The sequence below is a fragment of the Stenotrophomonas sp. CASM106 genome (assembly GCF_049384825.1).
GTDB lineage: Bacteria > Pseudomonadota > Gammaproteobacteria > Xanthomonadales > Xanthomonadaceae > Stenotrophomonas > Stenotrophomonas muris.
Genome location: NZ_JBMRFS010000003.1, coordinates 283,827 through 295,795 on the forward strand (window position 1 = coordinate 283,827; position 11,969 = coordinate 295,795).

The following is an 11,969-nucleotide window of genomic DNA, read 5'->3' on the forward strand; positions in this document are numbered from 1 at the left end:
CCGATGCCGAACTGGATCGACCGCCTGCGCCGCTGGGCGCTGCCTGCCATGGCCGCGTTGGCCGTGGCCGGCTGCGCCCGTACCGAACCGGGCACCACCACCGTGCGCTTCTGGGCGATGGGCCGCGAAGCCGAGGTGGTCAGCGAGCTGATCCACGAATTCGAGGCCGAAAACCCCGGCATCAAGGTGGATGTGCAGAACATCCCGTGGACCGCCGCGCATGAGAAGCTGCTGACCGCGTTCGCCGCCGACGGCCTGCCGGACGTGTGCCAGCTTGGCAACACCTGGGTGCCGGAGTTCGCCGAACTCGACGCGCTGACCCCGCTGCAGCCGTTCGTGCAGCGCTCCACCGTGGTCGACCCGAAGGACTACTTCCAGGGCATCTGGGATACCAACGTGATCCACGGCGGGCTGGTCGGCGTGCCGTGGTACGTCGATACGCGCCTGATCTACTACCGCAAGGACCTGCTGGCCAAGGCCGGCTACGACCACCCGCCGCGTACGTGGCAGGAATGGGAAGAGCAGATGGCGGCGATCAAGCGCATGCAGGGCCCGAGCCGCTACGCGGTGCTGATGCCGATCAACGAGTTCGAGCAGCAGCTGTCGCTGGCCTTGCAGCAGCCCGACCCGCTGCTGCGTGACGACGACACCCGGGGCAATTTCTCCAGCCCGGGGTTCCGCCGCACGCTGGGCTTCTACGCCAACATGTTCGAGCAGGGCTGGGCGCCGAAGATGTCCGAGACGCAGATCTCCAATGTCTGGGACGAATTCTTCCGCGGCTTCAACGTGTTCTACATCTCCGGCCCCTGGAACATCCGCGAGTTCAAGAAGCTGCAGCCGAAGGAACTGGAAGGGCAGTGGGGCACCGCCGCGCTGCCGGGGCCGGACGGTCCGGGCGCGGGCATCGCCGGTGGTACCAGCCTGGTGATCTTCCGCAAGTCGCAGCAGAAGGAGGCGTCCTGGAAGCTGATCGAATTCCTGTCGCGGCCGGAAATCCAGGCACGCTTCCATTCGATCATTGGCGACCTGCCGCCGCGCCGCAGTGCGTGGAACACGCCGTCGCTGGCCAATGACCCGCTGGCGGCCGCGTTCCGCGATCAGCTGGAGCGGGTCAGGCCGACGCCGAAGGTGCTCGAATGGGAGCGCATCGTGCAGGAAATGCGCATCGTCACCGAGAAGGTGGTGCGCGGTGGCCTGCCGCAGGACAAGGCCGTGGAAGAGCTGGACCAGCGCGTGGACAAGGTGCTGGCCAAGCGCCGCTGGATGCATGAACAACAACGCCTGCAGGAGCGCGCGCCGTCGTCGCAATCGAGCAGCGCCGTGGCCGCCGGGAGCGCGCAATGAAACGTACTTCGCTGGCCGGCTGGATCTTCGCCGGCCCCTCGCTGATCGTGCTGGGCGTGTTCTTCGGCCTGCCGGTCGCCTCGGCGCTTGCACTGAGCGTGACCGACTTCGACCTCTATGCACTGGCCGATAGCAGCAACCTGCGCTTCGTCGGCCTGGGCAACTACATCGACCTGCTGCAGACGCCGATGTTCTGGAAGTCGCTGTGGAACACCACCTACTTCGTGCTGATCGGCGTGCCGTTGTCGATCGGCGTGTCGCTGGGCGCGGCGATGCTGCTCAATGCACCGGCCGCGCGCTTCAAGGCCCTGTTCCGCACGGCCCTGTTCGCGCCGGTGGTGACCACGCTGGTGGCGGTGGCGGTGATCTGGCGCTACCTGTTCCATACCAGCTATGGCCTGGTGAACTACGGCCTGGGCCATCTGGGCATCAGCCCGATCGACTGGCTGGGTGATCCCAACTGGGCGATGCCGACCATCATGCTGTTCGCGGTGTGGAAGAACTTCGGCTACAACATGGTGATCTTCCTGGCCGGCCTGCAGGCGATCCCGCATGACCTGTACGAAGCGGCGCGCATCGATGGTGCCTCGCGCTGGAAGCAGTTCCTGCACATCACCCTGCCGATGCTCGGCCCGGTGCTGCTGGTGGTCGGGGTGATTACCGTGTCCGGCTACTTCCAGCTGTTCGCCGAACCCTACGTGATGACCCGCGGCGACCCACTGCAGAGCACCGTCAGCGTGCTGTATTTCATGTTCGAGGAAGGCTTCAAGTGGTGGAACCTGGGACGCGCCTCCGCCGTGGCGTTCCTGCTGTTCCTGATCATCCTGGCGGTGACCACCGTGATGCTGCGTTTCGGCCGCAAGAGGCAGTTGGTATGAGTCGTGAAATCGGCCAGTCGCGCTGGTACCCGTGGATGATCAATGGTGCGTTGCTGGTGCTGGCCCTGGTCAGCCTGGCACCGCTGCTGTGGATGGTCTCGGTCTCGTTCATGCCGCAGGGCGAGGCCAGCCATTTCCCGCCGCCGCTGCTGCCTTCGAGCATCACCACGCACAACTACCATGAACTGTTCGCGCGCACCGGCATGGGCGGCAACTTTGCCAACAGCCTGCTGGTGTCGCTGGGCATCACGATCGGCTCGCTGCTGCTCAACACCATGGCCGGTTACGCTTTCGCCAAGCTCAACTTCGTCGGCCGCGAGCGCCTGTTCCAGGTACTGATGGCGGCGCTGGTGATTCCAGCGCAGGTGGCGATGCTGCCACTGTTCCTGCTGATGAAGCAGCTGGGGCTGGTCAACAGCTTCGGCGGCGTGATCGTGCCGGCGCTGGCCAGCGTGTTCGGCATCTTCCTGGTACGCCAGTACGCACGTTCGATCCCGGACGAACTGCTGGAAGCGGCGCGCATCGACGGGGCAGGGGAGCTGCGCATCTTCTTCCAGATCGTGCTGCCGATGCTCAAGCCGGTGCTGGTGACCCTGGCGATCTTCACCTTCATGGGCGCATGGAACGATTTCATGTGGCCGCTGATCGTGTTGACCGACCAGGAGCACTACACTTTGCCGGTGGCGCTGGCCACCCTCTCGCGCGAACACATCATGGACGTGGAAATGATGATGGCTGGCGCGGTGGTCACCGTGGTTCCGGTGCTGGCGCTGTTCCTGGTGCTGCAGCGGTACTACATCCAAGGTCTGTTGCTGGGGAGCGTCAAGGGATGAAGCGAGCGATCGCCGTTGGACTGGGACTGTTGTGGACCTCCCTGGCGATCGCCGCACCACCGGCACTGCCGGCGCCGAAGGTGCTGGACGACTTCGACGATATCGGCGCCTGGAAACTGGTGCTGTCCGACCAGGTCAGTGGTTCGCTGCGGCCGGTCAGCGGCGCCGGCGGCGGCCGTGCCCTGTGCCTGGACTATGATTTCCACAAGGTCTCCGGCTACGTCGGCATCCGCCGCGCGCTGAACATCGACTACCCGGTCAACTACCGTTTCGGCTTCCAGCTGCGTGGTGATTCGCCGGCCAACGACCTGCAGTTCAAGCTGATCGATGCCAGCGGCGACAACGTCTGGTGGGTCAACCGCCCGGGCTACAGCTTCCCCAATGCGTGGACACCGGTCGAATACCGGCGTCGCCAGATCGACAAGGCGTGGGGGCCGTCGCCCGAGAAGGAGATGGCGCGCAGCGCCGCGGTCGAGTTCACGATCTACAGCAAGGTCGGTGGCCGCGGCACGGTGTGCTTCGACAAGCTGACCCTGCAGGGCCTGCCACCGCAGGATGATTCGGCACTGGTGCCATCGGTCATCGCCGATACCGCCACCGCGCTGCAGGACCGCATGATCGATGGCAAGGGCGATACGTTCTGGATCAGCGGCGGGGTCAAGCAGCAGACCATCAGCCTGGACCTGCACAAGAGCCGCGAGATCGGCGGGGCGGTGATCGACTGGCTGCCGAACCTGGAAGCCAATCGTTACACCGTGCGGACGTCCGAAGATGGCCGGGACTGGCGCACTGTGCGCGAGGTGACCGGCGGTGCGGGTGGCCGCGACTGGCTGGCGCTGCCGGACACCGACGCACGCTACGTGCGTTTCGATCTGCTCGATGGCCCGAACTGGCGCTATGGCATCCGTGACATCACGCTCAAGCCGCTGGCGTTCGCCGCCACGCCGAACGCCTTCCTGTCCTCGGTGGCGGCCGACCTGCCGCGCGGTTCGCTGCCGCGTGCGTATGTGGGCGAACAGCCGTACTGGACCCTGCTCGGCCTCGATGGCGGCCAGGAACAGGCGCTGATCAGCGAGGACGGTGCGCTGGAGCCGGCCAAGGGCAGCTTCAGCATCGAGCCGTTCATCCGCCTCGACGGCAAGCTGCTGGACTGGTCGAAGGTGGCCACGACCCAGTCGCTGCAGGACCACTATCTTCCGATCGCCAACGTCGACTGGGTGCACGAGAAGGCCGGCCTGGCGGTGACCAGCTTCGTGCAGGGCACGCCGGAGCGCGCGCAGTTGATCGGCCGCTATCGGCTGAGCAATCCGGACAAGGTGGCGCACGAGTACACCCTGGCGCTGGCGATCCGCCCCTGGCAGGTCAACCCGCCGACCCAGTTCCTCAACACCGTCGGCGGCTTCAGCCGCATCGATGCGCTGGACGTGGGCGAACAGCTGGTACGCATCAACGGCGAGCCGCGCATCTATCCACTGCAGGTGCCCGATGCCCGTTTCGCCAGCACGTTCGATGGCAAGCTCGATGCGATGCATCTTGCGTCCGGAAAGTATCCGGCCACTACGGCAGTGAAGGACAGTACCGGCATGGCGTCCGGTGCGCTGCTGTATACGATCAAGCTGGAACCCGGGCAGAGCCGCGAAGTGGCAGTGGTGCTGCCGCAGACCGGGAGCTGGGCGCCGCAGGCGCTGGACGTGGCCAAGGCGCAGGCGCAGGTGGCCGAACAGTGGCGGCACGCGCTGGGCGTGGTCTCGCTGCAGGTGCCGGCGGCAGGCCAGGCCCTGGTCGACACCCTGCGCACCGCCGTGGCGCACATGCTGATCTCGCGGGTCGGCCCGCGCCTGCAGCCGGGCACGCGCTCGTACGCGCGCAGCTGGATCCGCGACGGCGCGATGATTTCCGAAGGCCTGCTGCGCATGGGGCGCAGCGATGCCGTGCGTGACTACATCAACTGGTATGCGCCTTACCAGTTCGAGAACGGCAAGGTGCCGTGCTGTGTCGATGCGCGCGGCAGCGACCCGGTGCCGGAGAACGACAGCCACGGTGAGCTGATCTACAGCATCGCCGAATATGGGCGCTATACCGGCGACAGCACCTTCGCCGAGCTGATGTGGCCGCACGTGCAGGGCGCCTACAGCTACATGGAGCAGCTGCGTGCCAGCGAGCGTACCGAAGAGAACCGTGCGCGCAACCCGGCGTTCTACGGGATGATGCCGGCCTCGATCAGCCACGAAGGCTATTCGGCCAAGCCGATGCATTCGTACTGGGATAATTTCTGGGCGTTGCGCGGCTACAAGGACGCAGCATCGCTGGCGGCCCAGCTGGGCAAGGTCGAAGCGATGCAGATCGCCGAGTCGCGTGACCAGTTCCGTGATGACCTGCAGGCGTCACTGCTGTCGGCGATGCAGCAGCACAACATCGACTACCTGCCGGGCTCGGCCGAGCTGGGCGATTTCGACGCGACCTCGACCACCATCGCGCTGGCGCCGGGCGGCGAGCAGGGCCGGCTGCCGCAGCAGGCGTTGGAGGCGACCTTCGAGCGCTACTGGAAGGAATTCGTGGCCCGCCGCGATGGCAAGCGCGAGTGGAAGGACTACACGCCGTACGAATGGCGCAACGTGGCCGCCTTCGTTCGCCTGGGCTGGCGCGATCGCGCCTGGCAGGCGACCGAGTTCTTCTTCAAGGACCGTGCGCCGCAGGCCTGGAACCAGTGGGCCGAAGTGGTCTCGCGCACGCCGCGCAAGCCGTTCTTCGTCGGTGACCTGCCGCATGCCTGGGTCGCCTCGGACTTCGTGCGCTCGGCCCTGGACATGTTCGCCTACAGTCGTGACATGGACGATGCGCTGGTGTTGGCCGCCGGCATCCCGACGGCCTGGCTGCAGGGCGAGGGCATCGCCGTGCAGGGCCTTCGCACGCCGCAGGGCCAGCTCAATTACCGCCTGCAGCGCAGCGACAAGCAGCTGGTGCTGGAGGTGCAGCCGGGCCTGGTGCCACCGGTCGGTGGCGTGGTGTTGCCGTGGCCGTACGCCGGTGATCCGGGCGAGGCGACCATCAACGGCGAAGCGGCCGAATGGATCAACAAGGAACTGCACGTGCACCAGCTGCCGGCACGGGTCGAGATCGATGTACCGGGCGCGGTGCGCCGCGCCGAGCGCAAGGGGCAGTAACGATGAAGCAACAAGGGGAGGGAGCGCGCGCGACGGTGCGCGCCCTGGGGCTGGCCATTGCATTGGCATTGCCAGGGCTGACGCTGGCGGCGGTGCCGCAGGTCGCATCGCCAGCGGTGGACATCGCCAGCGCGCCAGGCATGAGCATGGTCACCTTCAACCTCCATCATGACCGCGAAGACTGGCCGAGCCGCCGCCGTACCATCCTGGCCGAACTCAAGCGCCTGCAGCCCGATGCCATCGCGCTGCAGGAGGTGATCCAGCGCCGCAACGTGCGCAACCAGGCGCAGTGGCTGGCCAGCCAGCTCGGCTACAAGTACGTGTTCGTGTCCACCGATCCGGTGGGCGCGCCGAAGCGTTACGGCAATGCGTTGCTGACCCGGCGGCCGATCCTCGCCCAGGGGGATCATCTGCTGCTGCCATTGGACGACTACCGCACGGTGGCCCACCTGCGCATCGACGTCGACGGCACACCGGTGAACGTCTACGCCACGCATCTCAACGAGCGCAACGACGAGAGTGGTCAGCGCATCCGTCGTACCCAGGTCGAGGACCTGCTGCGCTTCATCACCGCTACCTCGGCCGGCGCGCCGGTGGTGATCGCGGGCGACTTCAATGCGCTGGTGGACGCAGGTGACCTGAGCGAGCTGCGCAGCCATTACGGCGACAGCTATGGCAGCGTGCACGTCAACACCGACCTGGCCGGGGTCAGCACCTTGAACCGGCACTATTACCAGGCACCTTCGCGTATCGACCACATCTTCTTCCAGCAGGACCGGATGGTCGCGCGCGAAGCGAAGCTCCTGTTCGACCAGCCCGATGACAGCGGTCGCTGGGCCTCGGACCACTACGGCGTGTGGACCCGGTTGCAGTTCGCGCCGACGCGCTGATGTCCTGGTAGGTGCCAACCTTGGTTGGCACGGACGTGTCCGCGTTCGCTCGAACAACGGCGCCAACCAAGGTTGGCCTCTACCAGAGCGCTGCACGCGCCCGGCGCACAAACAGAAACGGCGGGGATCATCGATCCCCGCCGTTCCTTTTCACGCGCCCAGATCGCGATCAGTTCGCCGGCGGCGTGCGCTTGGCGGCGTCTTCGTCTTCTTCGTCGGCCTTGGCTTCGGCCGCCTGGGCGGCGGCATCGGCGTGACCATCGGCGACCGGATCGATCGACGGCGTCACCACCGCATCGGCGACCGGGGCCGCAGCTTCCACCGGTGCGGCTTCAACTGCCACCGGAGCGACTGGCTGTTCGGCGACCGGTGCGGTCTCGACCACCGGCTTGGCTTCAACCGCGGGAGCGGCCTCCACCACCGGGGCGGCCTCAACGGCCAGCGGCTCGGCTTCAGCCACCGGGGACGCTGCAACAACCTCCGGCTTCGATTCCACGACCGGAGCAGCCTCGACCACGACCGGCTTCACTTCGACCACCGGAGTGGCTTCAACGGCCGGGGCAGCCTCAACCACGACCGGCTTGGCTTCGACCGCCGGTGCTGCAGCCACCACCGGCTGGGCCGGGGTCGCCGCGTCGATGGCATCGAGCATGCTGGTCTGCACCGGCGAAGATGCCGGTTCGGCCTTGGCCACGGTATCGATCGGCGCCTGTACTTCGGCCACCACCGGTGCAGCGGCATCGACCAAGGCGCTGCTCACCACCGCGACCGGCGCGGCGACAACAGCGGCGGCGGCACGGACCGGCTTTTCGGATTCGGCAGCGGTCGGTTCGACTTCGTCATCGAAATCGAATTCCGGTTGCGAACGGGCCGGCTGCGCAGCGGCGACCGGAGTGGTCCCGGCGACGCTGTCGTTGCTCTGCTCGGCGACATCAGCGGCATCGGTGTCATCACTGTCGTCCGCGTCGTCCTGATCATCGCCCAGGCCATCGCTGCCGGCAGCGTTCTCGGCGCCACCACGACGGCGGCGACGGCCACCACGACGGCCACGGCGGCGGCGGGTCGCGCCTTCACCGGCCTGCTCGCCGTTGGCGTCGACAGCAGCCTCTTCACCGGTCACGGCAATCGCCTCGGCCTCGTTGCCGGCGTTGGCAGTGGTGTCCGCCGGTGCAGTGGCTTCCGCCGGAGCGGAGGCGGCCGGCGCAACCGGCGCCACCGGCGCAGTGGCTTCCTGAGCGGTCACCCCATTGGCGGCGACCGCCGTGGCGGCCACGGCGGCAGCCGCGGTCACGGCCTCGGCCGGTGCCTCGGCGGTGCTGCGCTGCGGCTTCTCGGCCGGCTTGTCACCGTCCTGCGGCTGGCGCGGCTGCTTGGGCTGCTTCAGCTTCGGCTGCTGCTGGTTCTGGTTCTGGCCCTGCTGCTCGTTGCGCGGCTTGTTCTGCTGATGCGGCTGCTGGCCGTCCTTCTGCTGAGGCTCCTTCTGCCTGCCCTGCTGCGGCTGCTGCTGGGCATTGCCGTTGTTGCCGTTGCGGCCGTCCTTGCGCTGCTCACCGCGCTCCTTGCGGTTGCCGCCATCCTTCTGCTGCTGAGCGTTGCCGTTGCCACGGTTGTCGTCGCGGCGATCCTTGCGGTCCTTGTTGCGATCCTTGTTGCGGTCCTTGCGGCCGCCGTCCTGCTGCTGGCGGGCAACAGGAGCCGCCGGCGCCGGCGCCGGCGCCGGTTCGCCACCGAACACGCGCTTGAGCCAACCGATCACGCCGCCGCTCGGGGCCGCTGCAACCGGCGCTGCCACGACCGGGGCCGGTGCCGCTGCGGCCGGCTCCACTTCCTCGCGCACCGGGGCGGGGGAGGTGTGCTTGACCTGGGTCACCGCCGGCGGCGGGATGTTCAGCTGGCCCTTGGTCAGGGCATGCACCGGCAGCTTGCGCGGGGTGCCGCGCTGGTAACTGGGCTTGTTGCTCTCTTCACCCAGCTCGTTCTCGCGCAGGCGGGTGACGGTGTAGTGCGGGGTGTGCAGCTGCTCGTCGGCGACGATCACGATCGGCGCCTCGTGGCGCTGCTCGATCTCGCGCAGGGCACTGCGCTTTTCGTTCAGCAGGTAATTGGCGATCTCCACCGGCGCCTGGACCAGCACCTGCCCGGTGTTTTCCTTCATCGCATGCTCTTCGGCAACGCGGATGATCGACAGCGACAGCGACTCGACGCTGCGCATGCGGCCGTGGCCGTCGCAACGCGGGCAGACGATCTGGCTGGATTCACCCAGGCTCGGGCGCAGGCGCTGGCGGCTCATTTCCAGCAGGCCGAAGCGCGAGATGCGGCCAACCTGGACGCGCGCACGGTCGTACTTCAGCGCGTTGGCCAGGCGGTTCTCGACCTCGCGCTGGTGCTTGTTGGAGGCCATGTCGATGAAGTCGATCACCACCAGGCCGCCCAGGTCGCGCAGGCGCAGCTGGCGGGCCACTTCCTCGGCCGCTTCCAGGTTGGTCTGGAACGCGGTGTCCTCGATGTCGCTGCCCTTGGTGGCGCGCGAGGAATTGACGTCGACCGCGGTCAGCGCTTCGGTCTGGTCGACCACGATCGAGCCGCCCGACGGCAGGCGCACGTTGCGCTCGTAGGCGCCCTCGATCTGCGACTCGATCTGGAAGCGGTTGAACAGCGGGATGTCGTCCTTGTAATGCTTGAGCTTGCGCAGGGTCTGCGGCATCACTTGCTGCATGAACTCGCGGGCGTGCTCGTACATCTCCTCGGTGTCCACCAGGATCTCGCCGATGTCGGCGCGCAGGTAGTCACGCAGGGCGCGCACGATCAGGCGCGATTCCTGGTAGATCAGGAACGGAGCCGGCTTGCTCAGTGCGGCTTCGGCGATGGCGCGCCAGACATTGAGCAGGTAGTCCAGGTCCCACTGCAGCTCTTCCGCATCGCGGCCGACGCCGGCGGTACGGATGATCACGCCCATGTCGTCGGGAATGTTCAGCTTGTCCAGGGCGTCCTTCAGCGCGGCCCGGTCTTCGCCCTCGATGCGACGGGAAACGCCGCCTGCGCTGGGCGAGTTCGGCATCAGCACCATGTAGCGGCCGGCCAGCGAGATGAACGTGGTCAGGGCGGCGCCCTTGTTGCCACGCTCTTCCTTGTCGACCTGGACGACGATCTCCTGGCCTTCCTTCAGCAGCTCGCGGATGCCGGTCTTGTTGTGGTCGACACCGGCCTGGAAGTAGTCGCGGGAGATTTCCTTCAGCGGCAGGAAGCCATGGCGGCCACCGCCGTACTCGACGAAGGCGGCTTCCAGCGAGGGCTCGATGCGGAAGATCCGGCCCTTGTAGATGTTGGACTTCTTCTGTTCCTTCGACGGCTGTTCGATGTCGATGTCATACAACGACTGGCCATCCACGATGGCAACACGCAGCTCTTCAGCCTGCGTGGCGTTGATCAGCATTCGCTTCATTGTTGCGTTCCTCGCAAGCGGCTACCGCGCGGAACGCCATGGGGTTTCGCCTCTGGACACGGTTCGCCGCCCATTCGCGCAAGCGCGGGGAGGGCGGCTTGGGTTTCCAGCGCTACGACACCACGGCAGGCCGCGGGAGCGCTTCACTCTTATGGGTTTTGGGGTGTTACAGGCCGCAGGCAGCTGTCAGCCAGGCTGGAGCGCCACGCGGGACATGTTCAGCACGGTTGCGTGTCAGGCATCCGGCGATGGCCGGGAAGGCCGGTGAGCCGCTAACATGGCCGCCCCGCGGGCGGTGGTCGCGCACTGTGCCGGATTCGTCGGAAGCTGGGCTTCTGGCCCTGAGTAACTTCCAACGAAATCAATCCCTTATCTCGCCCCCCGAGTGTAACAGAATAAACAGCCTGATGACCGCCCAAGACCCCACCAAACCCGCTGGCGACAAGCCTTCCGTGCGCATGATCACCGTTCCCGCCGACCGCGCCGGCCAGCGCCTGGACAACTTCCTGCTCGGCCAGCTGAAGGGCGCCCCGCGCAGCCTGGTCTACAAGCTGGTGCGCAGTGGCCAGGTTCGGGTGAACGGTGGCCGCGCCAAGGCCGAGCGCAAGCTCGAGGCCGGTGACGAGGTGCGCGTGCCACCGGTCCGTCTCACTGAGGAGGGAGACAAGGCCGGTCCGCCGGAGGCGTTCATGCGCCGCCTGGAGCAGGCCATCGTCTTCGAGGACGCCCGCCTGCTGGCCCTGAACAAGCCGACCGGCGTGGCCAGCCACGGCGGCAGCGGCATCAGCTTCGGCGCCATCGAGACCCTGCGCGCGCTGCGCCCGGGGCAGACCCTGGAGCTGGTCCACCGGTTGGATCGCGACACCTCGGGCCTGCTGATCGTGGCCAAGAAGCGCTCGGCGCTGAGCGAACTGCAGGCCTTGCTGCGTGAAGACCACGGCGCCGGCATCCGCAAGCGCTACCTGACGCTGCTGGCCGGGCGCATGCCCGACGGCGTGATGACGGTCGACGCACCGCTGCACGTGGGCCTGCGCCAGGGCGGCGAGCGCCATGTGCAGGTCAATGCGATCGGCAAGGAATCGATCAGCCACTTCCGGGTGCTGGAACGCCGCGGTGGCCATTCGTACTGCGAAGTCCGCATCGAGACCGGCCGTACCCACCAGATCCGCGTGCACGCCCAGCATCTGGGGCATCCAGTGGCCGGTGACGACAAATACGGCGATCCAGCGGTCAACAAGCGGCTTCGTGAGCAGATCGGGCTGAAGCGCCTGTTCCTGCATGCGGCCTCGCTGGAGTTCGCGCTGGATGACGGCAAGAGCCCATACGTATTGAACGCGCCGCTGGCGGATGAGCTGGTCGAGGCGCTGGACCGGCTGAAGTAGGGATCTCCTGTAGCGTCGAGCCACGCTCGACTGCGC

Annotated in this window: 7 protein-coding genes; 6 read left to right on the top strand and 1 reads right to left on the bottom strand. The window is 66.9% G+C overall.

The window, feature by feature from the left end; translation table 11 throughout:
- Window positions 1-3 precede the first annotated feature (3 nt).
- From VG556_RS08710 to VG556_RS08730, 5 genes are read left to right on the top strand one after another with little or no spacing between them, the layout of a single operon-like run.
- Window positions 4-1,344, top strand: coding sequence for a sugar ABC transporter substrate-binding protein (locus VG556_RS08710; RefSeq protein WP_100450332.1), 1,341 nt, complete (start codon window positions 4-6; stop codon window positions 1,342-1,344).
- Entirely contained in the window at window positions 1,341-2,222 is an 882-nt protein-coding gene (locus VG556_RS08715) for a carbohydrate ABC transporter permease (protein ID WP_005410323.1), read from the top strand. The genes VG556_RS08710 and VG556_RS08715 overlap by 4 nt, the downstream gene beginning before the upstream one ends.
- Window positions 2,219-3,055, top strand: coding sequence for a carbohydrate ABC transporter permease (locus VG556_RS08720; RefSeq protein WP_006456347.1), 837 nt, complete (start codon window positions 2,219-2,221; stop codon window positions 3,053-3,055). Before VG556_RS08715 ends, VG556_RS08720 begins: the two co-directional genes overlap by 4 nt.
- Entirely contained in the window at window positions 3,052-6,219 is a 3,168-nt protein-coding gene (locus tag VG556_RS08725; RefSeq protein ID WP_100450331.1) for a discoidin domain-containing protein, read from the top strand. Before VG556_RS08720 ends, VG556_RS08725 begins: the two co-directional genes overlap by 4 nt.
- Window positions 6,220-6,221: 2 nt before the next feature.
- On the top strand, window positions 6,222-7,109 hold the full coding sequence (locus VG556_RS08730) for an endonuclease/exonuclease/phosphatase family protein (RefSeq protein ID WP_032960121.1): 888 nt from the start codon (window positions 6,222-6,224) through the stop codon (window positions 7,107-7,109).
- 169 nt (window positions 7,110-7,278) lie between these two features.
- Here the strand turns inward: VG556_RS08730 and rne are convergent, their stop codons facing one another.
- Window positions 7,279-10,551 (bottom strand): ribonuclease E, encoded by a 3,273-nt coding sequence (rne, locus tag VG556_RS08735; protein WP_111144196.1) that lies wholly within the window; start codon window positions 10,549-10,551, stop codon window positions 7,279-7,281.
- Window positions 10,552-10,958: 407 nt separating this feature from the next.
- On the opposite strand from rne, the gene VG556_RS08740 reads away from it, so the two are divergent.
- Window positions 10,959-11,933 (top strand): RluA family pseudouridine synthase, encoded by a 975-nt coding sequence (locus VG556_RS08740; RefSeq protein WP_049403782.1) that lies wholly within the window; start codon window positions 10,959-10,961, stop codon window positions 11,931-11,933.
- Window positions 11,934-11,969: the final 36 nt, after the last annotated feature.

Excerpts from the sequence above, each read along its gene's own strand:
- VG556_RS08710 (WP_100450332.1), top strand. The coding sequence starts at position 4 with ATGCCGAACTGGATCGACCGCCTGCGCCGCTGGGCGCTGCCTGCCATG.
- VG556_RS08715 (WP_005410323.1), top strand. The coding sequence starts at position 1,341 with ATGAAACGTACTTCGCTGGCCGGCTGGATCTTCGCCGGCCCCTCGCTG.
- VG556_RS08720 (WP_006456347.1), top strand. The coding sequence starts at position 2,219 with ATGAGTCGTGAAATCGGCCAGTCGCGCTGGTACCCGTGGATGATCAAT.
- VG556_RS08725 (WP_100450331.1), top strand. The coding sequence starts at position 3,052 with ATGAAGCGAGCGATCGCCGTTGGACTGGGACTGTTGTGGACCTCCCTG.
- VG556_RS08730 (WP_032960121.1), top strand. The coding sequence starts at position 6,222 with ATGAAGCAACAAGGGGAGGGAGCGCGCGCGACGGTGCGCGCCCTGGGG.
- rne (WP_111144196.1), bottom strand. The coding sequence starts at position 10,551 with ATGAAGCGAATGCTGATCAACGCCACGCAGGCTGAAGAGCTGCGTGTT.
- VG556_RS08740 (WP_049403782.1), top strand. The coding sequence starts at position 10,959 with ATGACCGCCCAAGACCCCACCAAACCCGCTGGCGACAAGCCTTCCGTG.